The organism is Candidatus Insignibacter tubulum, from assembly GCF_056790205.1.
Genome location: NZ_CP199715.1, coordinates 453,206 through 470,295 on the forward strand (window position 1 = coordinate 453,206; position 17,090 = coordinate 470,295).

The window sequence follows — 17,090 nt, forward strand, 5'->3', positions numbered from 1 at the left end:
CTTATTTTTGCTTATCATGAAAAAAGACCCTATTATTCTTGCTATAGAATCCTCTTGTGATAATACGGCTGTAGCACTTATGCAAGGTAATTCAGTACTGTCAAATATAATCAGTACGCAACAAATACATACTTCTTATGGAGGGGTGGTCCCCGAACTTGCTTCTAGATTTCATCAAAAAGATATTGTTTCTTTAGTACGACGATCCAGTACTCTAGCAAATATAGATCAAAAACAAATCAATGCTATAGCATTTACTAGGGGGCCTGGGTTAATAGGATCGCTTTTAGTAGGAGCTAATTTTGCTAAATCTTTAGCCATGGCTTTAGAGATTCCTCTTATAGGAGTGCATCACGTCCAAGCGCATATTTTAGCACATTTTATAAAAAAAGATAAGGGAGATTTTCCAAAATTTCCTTTTATATGCTTAACCGTAAGTGGAGGACATACTCAAATAGTACTGGTAAGGGATTATTTTAAAATGACGCTTTTAGGAAAGACTCTTGACGATGCTGCTGGAGAAGCTTTCGATAAAGCTGCTAAAATATTAGGGTTAGAATACCCTGGAGGAGCATGGATTGATAGCTATGCCCAATGGGGGAATCCTATTGCATTTCATTTTTCAAAGCCTCGTGTAAACAGTTTGAATTTTAGTTTTAGTGGGTTTAAAACACAGTTTTTATACTTTATACGAAACCAACTTAAATCAGATTCTGATTTTATTAAAAAAAATATTTATGATCTTTGTGCCTCAGTGCAACATTCTATAGTCACTATATTGCTAGATAAAACTTTACAAGCAATGCATCAAAATAATCTTTCTCAATTAGCTTTAGCTGGTGGCGTTTCGGCTAATTCATACCTTCGTTATAGATCTTTAAAGATTTCAGAAGAAAAATGCTGGCAATTACATATTCTTCCTTTAGAATATGCTACTGATAATGCTGCTATGATTGCTATGACCGCTCAGTTAAAATATAAGCGCAAGTTTTTTGATAAATTTGATATATTAGTCTCAGCATGTTGTGAATGGGATAGTTAATGTATTTATTTTTCGGAGAAAAAACTTCGAGTTCTCAAGTATCTCTCTTTTATGAAGAAATTTACCACCTTTCTAAGGTTTTACGTTTAACTTCTGGAGAGTATATATTTTTAACCAATGGTCTTGGAGATTTATGGAGAGCTCGCTTGAATATTATCTTAAAAGATAAGGTAGAAGCTGATATAGTAGAGCATTTTCCTGAATATGGGAAATTACCTTATAGTTTACATCTAGTTGTTGCATTGACCAAATCTACAGATCGTTTTAAATGGTTTTTAGAAAAAGCTACTGAACTAGGTGTCTCTGAAATCACACCTGTGATATCGAAGCGTTCGCTTCGGACGCGATTTCATCATGAACGTGCTTTAAAAATTGTTCGTTCTGCAGTGAAGCAATCTATCAGGGCTTATGTGCCTATTATTCATCAACTTATTTCTTATGAGTGTTTTCTTACTAATGTTCCTATTTGTTCTAGTGGATTTTTTATTGCTCATTGTCATGAACTCTTACCTAGAGTTCCTTTAAAAGGCCTTATACATCCTTCGATTATAAATTATACTGTTTTAATTGGACCTGAAGGTGATTTCTCCTTTGAGGAAATACGTAATGCATTAGATAAAAACTGGCTAGGGATAAGTCTTGGTAAATTCCGTTTGAGAGTAGAGACAGCAGCTCTTTCAGCTTTGCATACCTTAAAGACACTTATTGAGGAGTAAGTAAGTATTTTAGCATTCCTTCTGTATAATCATTTGATCTTCTAAAGTTATATTAAAGAGATTTTTGAGTATTTTTTTATCAGTTTTACTAAGATTAACATTTCGTCGTTTCATCATTTTTTCAATACTTTGATAAGCCTTTTCTAAGTTATAGATCTCTACATTTTGTAATCCCCCTCCCCAATAAAAAGAAGGGATATATTTTGGCGATAAGCCATGACTTAATATTTGAGAGGCTATACCGCATACTGTACCAGTGTTTAGTGAAGTATTAATAGCAGTTCTACAATGATCTGCCATAATCAACCCGCAAAATTGTAATTTGGTGAGGAAATATTTTTGTTTTTGATAGTTCCATACTTTAATTCTTGAGTAATTATTTTTTAAATTAGAATTGCTTGTACCTGCTCCAATATTACACCATTCTCCGATAACTGATTGACCTATAAACCCTTCATGGGATTTATTAGTGTAAGAGAAAAATACACTGTTATTTATTTCTCCTCCTACTTTGCAAAAGGGACCTATAGTTGTAGCACCGTATATTTTAGCACCCATAGTTACTTGAGCCCCCTCTCCAAGAACGAGAGGTCCTCTTAAATGAGCGCCCTCCATAATTTGGACATTTTTCCCTATATATATCGGTCCACTTTTGGCATTAAGTGTAGCACATTCAATGCAAGCACCTTCTTCGATAAATATGTCTTGTTCTTGGAACACGAAATTACTTTGATGTAAAATGAAATTATTTTCACGATTTTTAATTAAGTGATTAAAATCTGCTTTAATTATCTCGTCATTTTTTAAAAATATATCCCATGGATCTTTTATATGTACTAGCGCATGTGGATAGGGAATAATAGATAGATACTTTTTTTTCTCTTTATATCTTTTTTTATACTTAGCGATTACGTTTTTGCCCTGTATAAGACATTCATTTTTTTTCAAGCTAAGTAAACATTTAATAAGTTCCTCATTAGGAATATAAGCTGGATTAATTATCAGATATTCAACATCTTTTTGTTTCGTTACATATTTTTGTGAAAGGTATTCTTGTGTGGCAATTAGAGATTTTTGATCTAGCCACATTTCCCAACGCTCTTTAAGAGTATACATTCCTATTCGGATATCAGATACCGCTCGCATAAGTGTAAGTGGTAAAAGACTATGCCATTCTGGGCCATCTTGCAATATATACTTCATAAGTATTTTTAATTAAAAGATTCTTTTAATTATAACTATTTGTTTTTTATATTTTTTTTTTAAAAAAAAAATATAAAAAGCCTCTTTAATACTATGAAGTATTTTTATTTTCGAATTTAGCATATCTATTGCGAAATTTATCTACCCGTCCAGCAGTATCAACAAATTTCATTTTTCCAGTATAGAATGGGTGAGAGCTACTAGATATCTCAATTTTAACTAGTGGATACTCTACGCCTTCTAATTCTATTTGCTCTTTAGTTTCTGTGGTAGAACGACATAAGAACACTTGTTCATTACTCATATCTTTAAAGGCAACGGGTCTATAATTTTCTGGATGAATCCCTTTTTTCATGGTATTTTTTTTTTTAAAAAAATTTATGGTAAAACTTTATCAAAAGTAATAATTTACTAAGGTAAACGATAGATAACCGCATTACTATTCATGCCAGCTCCTAGTGAGGTTAGTAATATGATATCTTCAGTTTGAATATTATGTCCATTAAGTTCCCCTTTGAGTAGTTTATCTAGCAACGTTGGTATTGTTGCTACTGAAGAATTACCTAATTCCTGTATGGTCATAGGCATTAATTTTTTACAACTATCATCATTAAAATTTTCCCCATAAACTTCGAGTAGTTTTTTCAAAATAGCATAGTTCATTTTTGCGTTAGCCTGATGAATTAATATTTTTTGAATATCACCAATTAAAATATTGGCCTCATCTATGATCTTTTTTAATAGATTAGGGACTACGGTTAAAGCATATTCATAAATCCTACGACCGTTCATGCGAATATTTATTCTAGAGTTCTTAGAATCAGGATTAATAGAGGAGCCGTTTACGAGATAGTGAAATTCTTTGTTATTATCACATTGTGAGCCATAGTTAATAATACCTATATTTCTCTCAGTTTTATGAGCACATAAAAGTACTGCTCCTGCTCCATCGGAAAAGATCATAGCATTACGATCATAAGGATCTATTACTCGAGAGAGCGTTTCAGAGCCTATAACCAGTATATTTTTAGCGTATGTGCTTTTTAGTAGTTGATCTGCTAAAATCAGACCTTCTATCCAGCCTGGACATCCAAATATCATATCGTAGGGGCGACAACGAGAGTTCCGAATTTTCAATTTATGTTTTATTCGCGCAGCTATAGAAGGCATTATATCAGATTGGTGTGAGCCTGCATGAATATCTCCATAATTATGGGCTGCTATGATATAATCTATACTATCTTTATCAATTTGGGAATTTAAGATTGCTTTTTGCGCTGCTATAGTACCTATATCAGAATTTAGCATAGACGGTTTTACATATCTACGTCTTTTTATTTCTGTAATTTCTTGAAATTTTTTAATAATCTTATCATTTTCTTTTTGGTTTACTCTCCCCTTACTATCGAAAAAAGTATTCGTTAAAAATTTTGAATTTTCTACGATGATATCTGGTAAATAATGCCCTGTGCCTTTAATGATAGATCGAATCATTCTTAATGAAAATATTAAAAGTGAAAAATAAATATAAAAAACAAAACTTTCTTATTTTTAATCTAGTTATTAAATAATTTTTATAAAAAATATATTTGTGTATCCTTACATAAAATTTATTTTAATTAATTGAAACACGAAAAAATTAAACCTTATAAAAATTCTTATCTAACTAAAAAGAAGCAAGTTAAGAAGATGTTTGATAGAATTTCTCCTTATTACGATTTAACTAATCGTATACTTTCTTTTGGTATCGATGTACAATGGCGCAAAAAACTAGTTTTTTATTTAAATAAATTTGTCCCTAATCACATTTTAGATGTTGCTAGTGGTACAGGAGATTTAGCTATTCTGAGCGCTCGTCAAAATCCGAAAGCTCATATAATAGCTGTTGATTTTTCCGAGAAAATGTTACATCTGGCAAGGAAGAAAATAATATATGAAAAATTAGACAGTCGTATAAAAATTCTTAATGTTGATGTAGAGCGCATGCCCTTTAAGGAAAATAATTTTGATGCCGTTATTGTGGCTTTTGGTATTCGAAACTTTGAAACCCTATCATCTGGATTATGTGAAATGTATCGTGTTTTAAGGTCTTCGGGTCATTTATTGATTTTAGAATTTTCCAGTCCCATTTTTTCTCCTATAAAGGAGTTATATTATTTTTATTCTAAATACATCTTGCCTTTTATAGGCAATCTATTTTCAAAAGATAGGAATGCCTATGCTTATCTTAAGGAATCTATTACTTCCTTCCCTTGTGGAAAGGATATGGAAGATATACTTTTAAAAACAGGATTTCATGATGTGCAGTTACTGCCATTGACCTTTGGAATTGCTACCATTTACATAGCTAGAAAAAAAAATATGTAAAACTTAAATAAGTATAGATAAAAATTGTATTAACATTTATTCTAATACTATTTTTACATAAAAACCTTCATGAGCACGAATATTTAGTACTGATTGATTTTCAAAAATCCAATATTGTCCTTTTATTCCTACTAGTTTTTCTCTTAGAAAAGATATTTTTTTTAAGTGAATGTTTTTGATCTCTTTTGGATATGATATTACAGGATAAGTAAAGGTATAAACCATATTATTTTTTATAAAATATTTTTGAGTTCCTTCTGGGAGGGATTCATATAGTAAATTCTTTTTTTCCCCCAGGTCTATCTTTGGGTGAATATTTTTCAACATAGCTCGATAAGAGGTTTTATCTGAAACTTTTTTTTTCATAGCTATTTCTATAAGACCCGCTAGGTAACGGTTAGGAGTAGAAGCGAATGCAATAGCAGCTACAGCCCCTTGGTCTATCCATCGATATGGGACTTGTTTCTCTATCATTACTCCTACTTTTATATTACTAGTTAGTGCTAAATATACGATGTGAGGCTGAAGCTCAAATTTTTTTTCCCATTCGAGATCTCGTTGAGCTATGTCTAAGTGCGCAGTACTAAGTTCCGGCCTAAGTATACTAGCATTTGCCTGAGGTAAAGTAAAGAAGCAGTGTTTACAAAAACCTTGTCGGTAAATTTCTTGATCCTTACCACATCCGAGACAATTATAATAAAGGTGTTCTATAAATATTATTTTACCTATATGTTGGTGCATACAGAGAAAGTGATTATTTAAAATTAAATAGTACTTTATAGGTTTGTAATTTTCGCTTCTCATTTTCTTAATTACCCCAAATAATTTCATTTTTAATGTAATTTTGTTTTTTATTAGTCTAAATCTGGACTTATTTATGATAAACAATTTGATAGGAAATTTTATAAAATATTTTGTAAAAAAACGTTCCAAAAAGCTTAAAAATTTTATACAGAATCCAACCTATACACAAGATAAATTATTACTATCTATTCTTAATAAAGCTAGAGATACAGAATTTGGACATAAATACGGGTTTAAAGATTGTAAAAATTACAAAGAATTCTCAAGACGGGTTCCTTTATGTAGATATGAAGACATAGCTTTTCATATAAAACGTATGCAAAAGGGAGAACCTGATGTATTATGGCCTGGCAAGACTAAATGGTTTGCTAAGTCCTCAGGCACCACTGATGCTAAAAGTAAATTTATCCCTATAACCAAAGACTCATTATATAATTGCCATTATAAGGCAGGCATAGATATGCTAACTATGTATATAGAAAATCATCCTAATACTAGAATATTCTCAGGGAAAGGGTTACGTCTTGGGGGAAGTTATGAACTTTATAAAGATTATAATACATATCATGGAGATATTTCTTCTATTATTATTAAAAATCTTCCCTTCTGGGCTAATATTTGTAGTACTCCTAGTAAAAAAGCAGTATTAATAAGCCAGTGGGAATTAAAGCTTGAAACTATTATTGATAATACCATAGATCAAGATATTAGAAGTCTATTTGGGGTGCCTTCATGGATGCTAATTTTTTTAAATAAACTACTTGAACGCTCCAAAAAGAGTCATATTGATAATATATGGCCGTCTATAGAGGTCTTTTTTCATGGTGGTATAGGGTTTAACCCTTATATTAATCAATATGATAGCTTTTTTTTAAGGCCTATTAATTATTATGAAATATATAATGCTTCAGAGGGTTTTTTTGCTTTTCAGTATAAATCCCAACAAGAAGGCATGTTGCTTTTGTTAGATCACGGTATTTTTTATGAGTTTATCCCTATAGATAGACTTGATAGCCAAAATCCTCCCTTTATCCCTATTGAAGATGTGAAGATCAATATTAATTATATATTGGTTATTTCTACTAATTCAGGTTTGTGGCGATATATTATAGGAGATACAATACGTTTTGTAGATCTATCTCCTTATCAAATCGTCGTATCAGGTCGTACTAAGCATTATATTAATGTTTTTGGTGAAGAGTTAATTATAGAGAATGCTGAATCGGCTCTTAAGAGAGCTTGTCTAGAAACTAGAGCAACTATAAATGAATATACTGTAGGTCCTATTTATATGGATCGTAAATCTTCAGGTGCTCATGAGTGGATTATAGAGTTTGAGCAATATCCTTATGATTTAGAACATTTCCGAGAAACGCTAGATAAAACTTTAAAAGAAATTAATTCAGATTATGAAGCTAAGCGCTATAAAAATATAACTTTATTACCTCCTGTAATTCAAGTAGCTAAAAAGGGCCTTTTTTATCACTGGCTAAAAATTCATTCAAAATTAGGAGGTCAACATAAGGTTCCTAGATTATCTAATGATAGGAAATATTTAGAATCACTGCTTAGTCTAGATTTTAATAAATAAAAGTTAAACTAAAATTTATAAATTTTTACTTGAAAGAAAGGATTCCTAATATTTTTGTATGGATATGATACTTCAATAAGTATAGTTTTACCGTAAGAAAAAGTAAATAGAAATCCTATTTTAGGATATAGTTTTTCTTCTAAATTTTAAAAAAATTGAACTATAAAAATCTTATAGGTTCCTTTCTAGGGCGTTTTTTGATTTTGCAAAAGCAAGAGTTTTTTATATAAGGTTTATGAAAAAGTTATACATAAATAAACTACTAGTTAAATTTATATGGGGATCTCTTTATTATTAAGGATGATTAGAATTCATAACTTATTACAAATAGTAAAGGCTCTATAGAAAGTTATTAAAACTAATAAGTATATATAGGTATATATAAAATTATACTATATCATTGGATATAATAAGTAAAAAAAACTTTCCTTTTTGCATATATAAATTAAGATAATATAAAATATTTTGAATATCATTTTTTGATTTACCATTCTCAAAAAGAGAAATATATGTATTATACAATACGCATCTAAAAAAATAAGATAAAATTGTGTATAAAAAACTTTTTTGATATATCTATTGTTATTTGTAACGTACAAAACATTAAAAGATAAAGTATAATTACTAATTCTAGTAAAATTTTATTTATTAATATATTATATAAATTAGAAAGGATATTTATAAATTTCACTTTCGTGAAAAAGCGGATTCCCTCTAGGAGATAGATTTATTTTGTTCAATGCTTGAAATACAATTAACAAAAATGATCCACCTACAAAAAATAGACTACCTATTTCGGGCATACCAAAACCATAAAATCCTCCTACGCTGCCTGGCATAACCATATTATATATATCCATAATATGTCCAATAAGGATAATACTTCCATAAGTAATTACTATTTTAGGATTTCTTTTAGCTGCGCTGCTCATAAGTCCTAATAGCGGAAGTAAAAAATTTGGAATAAGCATTAAAAAATGTATATAATTATACTGATCTGCACGTTGTTTAAAATAAACTATCTCCTCAGGAATGTTCCCATACCAGTAAAGCAAGAATTGAGCAAACCATAAATATGTCCATAAAAGACTAGTAGCAAATATATATTTAGCAAGATCATGCAAATGATTATCATTAAATAATGGAAGATCCCCTCTATTTTTAAGATAGATAGCTGTTAAAGTAACGACAGTAATGCCTGATACCCAATAAGATCCCAATACATACCAACCGAATAAAGTGCTAAGCCAATGAGGATCCAAAGACATGATCCAATCCCATCCCATTATCATGGAACTAAGGGCAAAAAAAATTATGAAACTAACTGCTACATCATGTAATTTATAATAATCTTTTATATGGTATGTTTGATCTAATTTCTTTGAAATTCGCTTAAGCCAAAACATAAAAAAGCTCCAACCACTTACATAAATAATACTTCGTGATATATAAAAAGGGATATTTAGGAATGGCTCTTTATTAGCTATTAATTCATTATAATTAGCTGATTTAATATCTGATAAAGAAGAATTCATCCAGTGAAACATATGTACACTGCCTATCCCATTAAGGATAAGTATCAATAAAATAAGCAAGCCCCCGTAGGGTATAAAAGAAGCTATTCCTTCCATTACACGACTTACTACTATTGACCAACCTGCTTGTGCTGCATGTTGGATACCTAAAAAGAATAATGAACCTAAAGATATACCCGTAAAATAAAAAGCTGCCATATAAAGGGCTGACCAAGGTCGATTATGTATCTGTTGTACCCAATTATGCATATTCTCGACTTCAAGGTTTCTTAACTCTTGTACATCGATATTTTTGGATGTAGTATAAAATCTTTTCGGGTGTGCTTTGACAAAGCTATGAACCTTTTCTTTATTCATAGAGATTTCTTGATAAAATCCGATAGCTATAAATATTAAGCCAATAAGTATTGAAGCAATAGATACGTTTTTTAATGTGAGATTGTATTGATACATTAGTAGTAATCTTTCTGAGATTATTGTTTTTTTAACTGCATAACATATTCAGCTACTTTCCAGCGATCCTCTGGGATAAGCTGGGAAGCGTAAGATCCCATATTATTTCTTCCGTACATAATTACGTGATAGATACTTCCTATGGTTATAGGGCGATCTTTATAATTAGGAACTCCTAAAATTTTTTCATTTTTTACTAACTCGCCTTGACCATCACCTATATCGCCATGACATATAGCGCAATTTATTTGATACATATCTTTTCCTCTTTTTAGATTTATCGCCTTATTGTTTGAATTCAAGGGCGAACTTAAGATTTTGAGAGAAGTTTCATATCCCTTATTTGAGTTGGGAATGGAATAGGGGAGAGTCCCATCATCATTTTTAGGAACTGTACCACTTACCGGAGTTAAGGAAGTACTGTTACCTCTTTTCTTAAAAAAGGGGACCTCATTGTTTTTCTCTCTATAAGGACGTACAGTACTTGCGTAAGGTTCATAAGCTTCTGAGTAATACATATCAGGCATATATACTCTTTTTGGCTCAGATTTATCAGAACAGCTCTCAAATATATATCCAGAAATAAGGATCAAGAATACTTTATGCAAATTTGATATCTTTTTCATGGAACTAATTCTTTAATGGAAATCTCTATCGCACCACTTTCTTTAAACAAATGCGACAGCTCATCTACCTTTTCTAGGGGAGCATGTAGTTCTATTAGAAATTTATCATCGGTAGTTCTTGGGTCAGGATTTTGTTCTAAAGCTCCAGGAAAGAGTCTGCATCGGGCTAAATAAGTTATACACATAAAATGTGCAGTACAAAATATAGTCAACTCAAACAATATAGGCACAAAAGCAGGTATATTCATATACCAGGTATAAGCTGGTTTTCCTCCGATATCTTGTGGCCAGTCGTGAATCATAGTATACCAAGTAAGTATACAGGCAAAAATAACTCCAAATAGACCATACAGAAAAGCCAAGTCGGATATTCTTGTTTTTTTAAGCCCAAGTACTTTATCAAGTCCATGTACTGGGAAAGGAGTGTATACTTCATGAATAGACACTTTATTTTCTCGTAAAACATTAATACCTTCAATCATAAGATCATCGTCATCGTAAAGTCCGTAGATCTTAGTGATACCCTTGTTCATCTCTTATTTTTTTATATTTCTCGCTTGATGATTTTATAATCATTTTTAATTCTGCTTGTGCAATTACCGGGAAAGTTTTAGCATAAAGGAGATAAAGTATAAAGAAAAAACCATTGGTGCCTATAAAAATTCCAATATCTACAAAAGATGGTGAAAATCCTGTCCAGCTAGATGGAAGATAATCATGACTTAAGTTAAGAACGATAATGTCAAAACGTTCAAACCACATACCTATATTAATGAAAATGGAAATAACATATGACCAAAAAAAGCTTCGGCGTACCGATCTAAACCATAATGCTTGAGGTATCAAAATATTACAAATTACCAATGCCCAAAATGCCCACCAAAAAGGTCCCGTAGCAGCACCTGGAGAAAAATATGTAAAATCTTCAAAAGGACTTCCCGAATACCAAGCTAGGATAAATTCTGTGATATATGCCACGGCTACCATCCCTCCGGTAATAAGGATCACAATATTCATATATTCGATATGTTTCTTAGTAATATAATCTTCTAAACTAAGCACTTTACGTGCTATACCTAAAAGAGTCTGTACCATAGCAAATCCTGAAAAAATTGCTCCTGCCACAAAATAAGGAGGAAAAATTGTACTATGCCATCCCTTAATAACAGATGTAGCAAAATCAAAAGAAACTATAGTATGTACTGAAAATACTAAGGGAGTACATATCCCAGCAAGCACTAGACATAGCTCTTCAAAACGTTGCCAGTGTTTAGCCTTACCACCCCAACCAAAACTTAATAGACTATAAATTTTTTTCTGAATAGGTTTATTAGCTCTATCACGAATCATAGCAAAATCTGGGATTAATCCTATAAACCAAAATACAGTGGACACAGAAAAATAGGTGCTGATAGCAAAAACATCCCATAGTAAAGGAGAATTAAAATTAGGCCATAGTGTTCCGAATTGGTTGGGAATAGGGAATACCCAATAAGCGTCCCAAGGACGCCCCATATGGATAATGGGGAATAGTGCAGCTTGTATTACCGCGAAAATTGTCATAGCCTCTGCTGAGCGGTTAATGGAAAGACGCCATTTCTGTCTAAAGAGTAAAAGCACAGCTGAAATCAAAGTTCCAGCATGTCCAATACCTACCCACCAGACAAAATTGGTAATATCCCATGCCCAGTTGATCGTACGATTAAGCCCCCAGACTCCGATACCTGTCCCTATAGTATAAAAAATGCAACCTAGACCCCATGCAAAAGCTATAAGAGCTATACTGAAAGCTATCCACCACATACTTCCGGATTTTTGTTCTATAGGACGCGCAATGTCTTCTGTAATATCACTATAGGTTTTATCTCCTAAAATCAAAGGTTCTCTTATAGAGGCTTCGTAATGACCTGACATAGTTCTTATTTATAATAGGTTAAATTAAGACTTTTTTAAATTTCTTATCTTTATTTGATAAAAGACATTTGGTCGTGTCCCAATAAAATCTAGTAGTTTATATGTTCTATCCTCCTTGAGTTTTTGAGCTATTTCGCTATTTTGATCGTTTATATCTCCAAACGTTAAAGCTTCTGTTGGGCAAGACTTAGTACAAGCAGTTTGGAATTCATGATCTTTAACCCTTCGTTTTTGGATTTTTGCTTTTAGTATGGTAGCTTGTGTCATCTGAATACAAAGAGAACATTTTTCCATCACTCCTCGACTTCGAATCACTACATCAGGGTTTAAGATCATTCGTCCAAGATCGTTATTCATATAGAAATCAAACTTATTATTTTCTGCATAGTTAAACCAGTTAAAACGGCGCACTTTGTAAGGGCAATTATTTGCACAATAACGCGTTCCCACACATCGATTGTAAGCCATCATGTTCTGACCTTGGCTACTGTGCATGGTAGCTGATACTGGACAAACTGTCTCACAAGGCGCATTATTGCAATGTTGACACATTACAGGTTGAAAAATAACTTGTGGGTTAGTCTCAGGATCGAGTAAGTGCTTGTACATTTTTGGCTCTGAAAACATATTCTTTTGAGAAAGCCCCTTTTTAGCGAGACTTTCAAAACTTTCCTCGGTAGAAAAATATCGGTCAATACGTAACCAATGCATATCTCTTGATTTACGAATTTCATCTTTGCCTACTACTGGAACATTATTTTCGACATGACAAGCAATAACGCAAGAAGCACAACCAATACAAGCGTTTAAATCTATAGATAGATTAAAGTGATGGCCTTGAGTTCGATCCCTTTCTTTCCATAGTGTGACTTTATCGGGAGGTAATTCCCCTTTATAGGTGTTTATTTTTTCTTCCTGATTCCAAACTTCCTTTGATTTGGTTAAAAAAGTTTCTAAATCAGTCTCCATTGCAATAGAAGCTCGACCTGCTAAGGTATGTTGTAATTGAACACAAGCAAATTCATGTATTTTATCGGATTTTTTAAGTTGAATTTCCTCCTGAGAGAGCTTAAAATCTTTATAAAGTAGATAGGCATTAACACCCTTTGCTTCAAGGGCTATTTTACCTTTTTTACGTCCATAACCTAAAGCTAGACCTATAGACCCTTTGGCCTGCCCAGGTTGAATATATACAGGAATTTGCTTAATATCTATATCACCCATCTTAAGATCTACACAATCTCCATTCATCGCTCCATCCCCAATATGCCAGTTTCGAATACTCAAATATTTAGCATCACTAGGTGAAAGGGTAATATAATTTTCCCATGTAGTTCGAGTGATAGGATCTGGTAATTCTTGTAGCCAAGGGTTATTTGCCTGAGTTCCGTCTCCAATAGATGTTTTTGTATAAAGTCTTAGTTCAAATCCTGTTTTTTTAGAGGTTTTAGCAATAAGATTAAGATAAGGATTTACATCGACAACTTTAGAGTGAGTTAATGTCTCTTCAGGAACTTTTACAAACCCTTCAAAAAGAGCTTTATTAAAAGAATTTACCCTAGCTTTAGGTAGTATATTTTTTTCCCAGAAGCTTCTTAAAAAATCATAATAAGTAGGATTTTTCCCATTATAACTTCCATAATAATTTAGTAAGTCTTCTTTATTGAGGATCGAATGCCCTTTTTCACCAAGATTACTCCATATAATTAAAGAATCTTGTAATCCACGTGTATTAAATATTGGTTGGATAGCTGGCTGCATCAGAGTATACATACCCGTTATAGGATGCATATCCCCCCAGCTTTCTATCCAATGATGTTTGGGCGCCCAAACTTTCATCACCTCTGAGGTTTCATCCTCTTTAATAGCAAAAGATATAGTAAGATTTATTTTCTTTAATGTTTCTTTTAATTTTTTAGCTTGAAAAAAACTATATACTGGGTTAGTATCGTTTACTAAAACCGCTCCAACATGATCCTGTTCTAGATCTTGAATAAATCTTTTAAAAACTTTATCGTTACTTTCTTTAAGAAGTAAAAAACTATCTTTTTTAAGTGCAATGCTTTGAATATGTTGATTGATAAGTAAGGCTAAAGCATATGCCTGTTTGCTCCCATCAGCAAAAACTACTGCTTTAGAGCCAGCCTTTTTGATTTCTTGGGAAATTTTTTGTGCTGTTGCATTTTTAGAATATCCTTTGAGTGCATTGTATACCTCAGCAAGAATTTCGTTTATCTCTGAAGGTTTAAGGGCAATACGTCTATCTGCATTAGCTCCAGTAATACTCATATTACTTTCTATCTGGATATGATGCAGCATATTTAAGGTAGGGTTTTTAGCTTTTGAGTAAGCTTTTTCTAGGCTCTCTGGGCTCCAGTGAGATAAAAAATCTGCGTCAAAAGACACGATTAATTTAATATCTGAAAGATCATAAGAAGGAAGTGCTCTTACACCTAAGATTTCTTCTGTGGCCTCAATAGCATCTGAATAAGAATAAGCATCATAAGTAACTAAACGTGCTGTAGGATAAATTTGGGAAAAATTCCAGAACAATTTTTTAGTTGAAGGACTTGGGAAGGAAGAACATAGCAAAACTATTTGTTTACCACTTTCACTTACTTTTTTAAGTTTATCTATAACATATCTATCCAACGTGCCCCACGATACAGGTTTACCTTTAATAGAAGGCCCTTTTAAACGTTCGTTATCATATAGAGAAAGGAGAGAAGCTTGTATCCTAGCCGACAAGCTCTGAAAATGCGGAGCGCTAGCGTTAGATTCTATTTTAATAGGCCTTCCCTCACAAGTTTTTAATAACACGCTTCCTAAATCAAACCCATCGAACATGGTTGAAGAATAATAATTAGGTACTCCTGGGGTAATTGAATCAGGTTTTACTACATATGGGATAGATCTAATTACAGGCCCTTTGCAAGCTGATAGTGCTACGGAGGCTGTCCCAAATCCCATCCATTTAAGAAAATCTCGGCGTGTGGTTTTTTTTGTCTCAAGTATATCTTGAGTAGAGAGAAAAATCTCCATAGGAATTTCTTGAGGGAACTCTTTTTTCGATAATTCTTCTCTGAGATTCTCGTTTTGCAGTTCAGGCAATCCTCTCCAGTGTTTTCTCTTTGATTCCATAGCAGTCAGCTATATTTTTTTTAAAAAATTAATGATGACATTTTCCGCATTCTATACCGCCTACGGCATCTACAGTAGTGATTGAATTAGAACCCCTACCATACTGCTTTTCTAGTTTTTCATGTAGATTGTCGAAATATTCCCTATAATAGGAATTATTCATGTTTATTTCTGTATTTCTATGGCAATTAATACACCAGCTCATAGTAAAGTCATTAGCCATTTTAACTTTATCCATTTTTTGTACTTCTCCGTGACAAGCATTGCAAACTACATTTACATTTTTTGCTTTTTTAATAGCTTCTTCTCCTACTACTACATGTTGTAAATGATTAAAATAAACGAAATCTGGCATATTATGAATACGTACCCATTGAATGGGTTGAGTTTCCGCTGAGTAAGTACGTGTATTAGGATCCCATCCAATAGACTTATATATTTTCTGAATTTCAGAGGTATAAAAATCTTTGCTTTTCTCCTTTTCTACATAGTCTCCCTTATATTCTTGAATACTTATATGACAGTTCATGCATACATTAGTAGATGGGATCCCAGATATTTTACTATATTTTGCGCTTGAGTGGCAATACTGGCAATCAATTTTATTAATATCTGAGTGAATCTTGTGAGAGAAATAAATAGGCTGATTAGGTTGATAATCTTTATTTACATCGATAGTCATTAAAAAATTCCATATTTCAAAAAAAGATAAAAGGAAAAGTAGGCTAATTAAAACATAACATAAAATTCTATATTTTTCAAGAATTTTGGGAATATTTATAGATATTTTTTTCTTACTTATTTTGCATTCATCAGGAGTTTTTACGCTCATAAGATTAACAAGCGCGTATATTCTGATAAGGATTAATAATAATATGACCGATAATACGATAAATCCTGCTAATAATAATCTTATAAAGTTATTACTCAAATCATATGAAATCTTAGATATTTCCTCAACAGAGCTTTTTTCATCTTTAGATAATCTAGGACTATTCTTTATAAACGAAAGGATATCATCAATCTCATTTTCTGAAAGTTGAGGAAAAATATTCATCTCTATCTCGCCATATTCTTTATAAATAGATAGAGCATCTTTATCGCCGCTCTTTCTCAGAGATTTATTATTTTTAATCCATTTATGAAGCCAATCACGACTTCTTTTTTCAGTAACCCCTGATAGGGCAGGGCCTATGAGTCTTTTGGTAAGATCAATAGCATGGCAGGCGGTGCAGTTGATCTTATAAAGAGTGGCTCCGTTTTTAGTATTTCCTTTAATTTCCTCCTGTGCTCTAAGCACTTGGAAAGTGATAGAGGCGGAAAAAACCAAAATAATTAATAGTTTGAATTCCTTTACTAATTTTTTCATTTAAATGGAAAAAATGGCTAAGGTGCGTTTATAATTCACATTTAGCTTTTTACTAATGATAACAAAAGTAAAATAAAGGAGAAATGTATACGAGCTCTTTTTAAGAATTATGAGGTTACGCACTAAATTTATAATCATTCTAAAAATAAAAAATTCATAATTATTAGTTATACAGTTTTACTTATTATTTGATTAAGAGTAGCGTTAATTACAATAGTGGTGTTGATTACAACAAATAAATTTGTTACTTAAGTTAATTAATATAAGCTTTAATACATTTATTATTTAAGTTAAGTTAAAGAACAAAAAAGTTAACGTATTTATAAATT

At 31.9% G+C, this 17,090-nt stretch carries 14 protein-coding genes; 4 read left to right on the top strand and 10 right to left on the bottom strand.

What is annotated here, in order from left to right; translation table 11 throughout:
- The first annotated feature begins 16 nt into the window (after window positions 1-16).
- Together tsaD and ACUBP5_RS01900 are read left to right on the top strand one after the other, a co-directional pair.
- Window positions 17-1,042 (top strand): tRNA (adenosine(37)-N6)-threonylcarbamoyltransferase complex transferase subunit TsaD, encoded by a 1,026-nt coding sequence (gene tsaD, locus ACUBP5_RS01895; RefSeq protein WP_482167969.1) that lies wholly within the window; start codon window positions 17-19, stop codon window positions 1,040-1,042.
- Window positions 1,042-1,758: an RsmE family RNA methyltransferase gene (locus ACUBP5_RS01900; protein WP_482167970.1), complete on the top strand. Its 717-nt coding sequence runs from the start codon at window positions 1,042-1,044 to the stop codon at window positions 1,756-1,758. Before tsaD ends, ACUBP5_RS01900 begins: the two co-directional genes overlap by 1 nt.
- Window positions 1,759-1,767: 9 nt before the next feature.
- Here the strand turns inward: ACUBP5_RS01900 and ACUBP5_RS01905 are convergent, their stop codons facing one another.
- The 3 genes from ACUBP5_RS01905 to ACUBP5_RS01915 form a co-directional block, all read right to left on the bottom strand.
- Window positions 1,768-2,961 (bottom strand): putative sugar nucleotidyl transferase, encoded by a 1,194-nt coding sequence (locus ACUBP5_RS01905; RefSeq protein WP_482167971.1) that lies wholly within the window; start codon window positions 2,959-2,961, stop codon window positions 1,768-1,770.
- Window positions 2,962-3,052: 91 nt separating this feature from the next.
- Complete coding sequence (locus tag ACUBP5_RS01910) at window positions 3,053-3,316, bottom strand: type B 50S ribosomal protein L31 (RefSeq protein ID WP_482167972.1); 264 nt, start codon at window positions 3,314-3,316, stop codon at window positions 3,053-3,055.
- Between the two features lie 56 nt (window positions 3,317-3,372).
- Window positions 3,373-4,455 (bottom strand): 3-oxoacyl-ACP synthase III family protein, encoded by a 1,083-nt coding sequence (locus ACUBP5_RS01915; RefSeq protein ID WP_482167973.1) that lies wholly within the window; start codon window positions 4,453-4,455, stop codon window positions 3,373-3,375.
- A 195-nt stretch (window positions 4,456-4,650) separates the two neighbouring features.
- On the opposite strand from ACUBP5_RS01915, the gene ubiE reads away from it, so the two are divergent.
- The gene (gene ubiE, locus ACUBP5_RS01920) at window positions 4,651-5,328 is read left to right on the top strand and encodes a bifunctional demethylmenaquinone methyltransferase/2-methoxy-6-polyprenyl-1,4-benzoquinol methylase UbiE (protein WP_482167974.1); all 678 of its coding nucleotides are present in this window, start codon (window positions 4,651-4,653) and stop codon (window positions 5,326-5,328) included.
- Window positions 5,329-5,364: 36 nt separating this feature from the next.
- Here the strand turns inward: ubiE and ACUBP5_RS01925 are convergent, their stop codons facing one another.
- Window positions 5,365-6,069 carry a DUF2797 domain-containing protein gene (locus tag ACUBP5_RS01925; protein WP_482167975.1) on the bottom strand — a complete coding sequence of 235 codons (705 nt, stop codon included), beginning with the start codon at window positions 6,067-6,069 and terminating at the stop codon, window positions 5,365-5,367.
- A gap of 136 nt (window positions 6,070-6,205) precedes the next feature.
- Between ACUBP5_RS01925 and ACUBP5_RS01930 the strand changes: the two genes are divergently transcribed.
- Window positions 6,206-7,723: a GH3 auxin-responsive promoter family protein gene (locus ACUBP5_RS01930; RefSeq protein ID WP_482167976.1), complete on the top strand. Its 1,518-nt coding sequence runs from the start codon at window positions 6,206-6,208 to the stop codon at window positions 7,721-7,723.
- Between the two features lie 665 nt (window positions 7,724-8,388).
- Here ACUBP5_RS01930 and ACUBP5_RS01935 read toward each other — a convergent pair.
- The 6 genes from ACUBP5_RS01935 to ACUBP5_RS01960 are packed head-to-tail and all read right to left on the bottom strand — an operon-like array spanning window position 8,389 to window position 16,761.
- Entirely contained in the window at window positions 8,389-9,711 is a 1,323-nt protein-coding gene (locus tag ACUBP5_RS01935; RefSeq protein ID WP_482167977.1) for a hypothetical protein, read from the bottom strand.
- A gap of 20 nt (window positions 9,712-9,731) precedes the next feature.
- Entirely contained in the window at window positions 9,732-10,337 is a 606-nt protein-coding gene (locus ACUBP5_RS01940; RefSeq protein WP_482167978.1) for a c-type cytochrome, read from the bottom strand.
- Window positions 10,334-10,870 (bottom strand): DUF3341 domain-containing protein, encoded by a 537-nt coding sequence (locus ACUBP5_RS01945; RefSeq protein ID WP_482167979.1) that lies wholly within the window; start codon window positions 10,868-10,870, stop codon window positions 10,334-10,336. The genes ACUBP5_RS01940 and ACUBP5_RS01945 overlap by 4 nt, the downstream gene beginning before the upstream one ends.
- Window positions 10,851-12,251, bottom strand: a complete 1,401-nt coding sequence (gene nrfD, locus ACUBP5_RS01950) for an NrfD/PsrC family molybdoenzyme membrane anchor subunit (protein WP_482167980.1) — start codon at window positions 12,249-12,251, stop codon at window positions 10,851-10,853. The genes ACUBP5_RS01945 and nrfD overlap by 20 nt, the downstream gene beginning before the upstream one ends.
- Window positions 12,252-12,275: 24 nt before the next feature.
- On the bottom strand, window positions 12,276-15,392 hold the full coding sequence (locus ACUBP5_RS01955; RefSeq protein WP_482167981.1) for a TAT-variant-translocated molybdopterin oxidoreductase: 3,117 nt from the start codon (window positions 15,390-15,392) through the stop codon (window positions 12,276-12,278).
- 28 nt (window positions 15,393-15,420) lie between these two features.
- The gene (locus ACUBP5_RS01960; RefSeq protein WP_482167982.1) at window positions 15,421-16,761 is read right to left on the bottom strand and encodes a c-type cytochrome; all 1,341 of its coding nucleotides are present in this window, start codon (window positions 16,759-16,761) and stop codon (window positions 15,421-15,423) included.
- Between the last annotated feature and the right edge of the window lie 329 nt (window positions 16,762-17,090).

What these genes read in the sequence shown, in the direction of transcription:
- tsaD (WP_482167969.1), top strand. Translation starts at nt 17, where the DNA reads ATGAAAAAAGACCCTATTATTCTTGCTATAGAATCCTCTTGTGATAAT.
- ACUBP5_RS01900 (WP_482167970.1), top strand. Translation starts at nt 1,042, where the DNA reads ATGTATTTATTTTTCGGAGAAAAAACTTCGAGTTCTCAAGTATCTCTC.
- ACUBP5_RS01905 (WP_482167971.1), bottom strand. Translation starts at nt 2,961, where the DNA reads ATGAAGTATATATTGCAAGATGGCCCAGAATGGCATAGTCTTTTACCA.
- ACUBP5_RS01910 (WP_482167972.1), bottom strand. Translation starts at nt 3,316, where the DNA reads ATGAAAAAAGGGATTCATCCAGAAAATTATAGACCCGTTGCCTTTAAA.
- ACUBP5_RS01915 (WP_482167973.1), bottom strand. Translation starts at nt 4,455, where the DNA reads ATGATTCGATCTATCATTAAAGGCACAGGGCATTATTTACCAGATATC.
- ubiE (WP_482167974.1), top strand. Translation starts at nt 4,651, where the DNA reads ATGTTTGATAGAATTTCTCCTTATTACGATTTAACTAATCGTATACTT.
- ACUBP5_RS01925 (WP_482167975.1), bottom strand. Translation starts at nt 6,069, where the DNA reads ATGCACCAACATATAGGTAAAATAATATTTATAGAACACCTTTATTAT.
- ACUBP5_RS01930 (WP_482167976.1), top strand. Translation starts at nt 6,206, where the DNA reads ATGATAAACAATTTGATAGGAAATTTTATAAAATATTTTGTAAAAAAA.
- ACUBP5_RS01935 (WP_482167977.1), bottom strand. Translation starts at nt 9,711, where the DNA reads ATGTATCAATACAATCTCACATTAAAAAACGTATCTATTGCTTCAATA.
- ACUBP5_RS01940 (WP_482167978.1), bottom strand. Translation starts at nt 10,337, where the DNA reads ATGAAAAAGATATCAAATTTGCATAAAGTATTCTTGATCCTTATTTCT.
- ACUBP5_RS01945 (WP_482167979.1), bottom strand. Translation starts at nt 10,870, where the DNA reads ATGAACAAGGGTATCACTAAGATCTACGGACTTTACGATGACGATGAT.
- nrfD (WP_482167980.1), bottom strand. Translation starts at nt 12,251, where the DNA reads ATGTCAGGTCATTACGAAGCCTCTATAAGAGAACCTTTGATTTTAGGA.
- ACUBP5_RS01955 (WP_482167981.1), bottom strand. Translation starts at nt 15,392, where the DNA reads ATGGAATCAAAGAGAAAACACTGGAGAGGATTGCCTGAACTGCAAAAC.
- ACUBP5_RS01960 (WP_482167982.1), bottom strand. Translation starts at nt 16,761, where the DNA reads ATGAAAAAATTAGTAAAGGAATTCAAACTATTAATTATTTTGGTTTTT.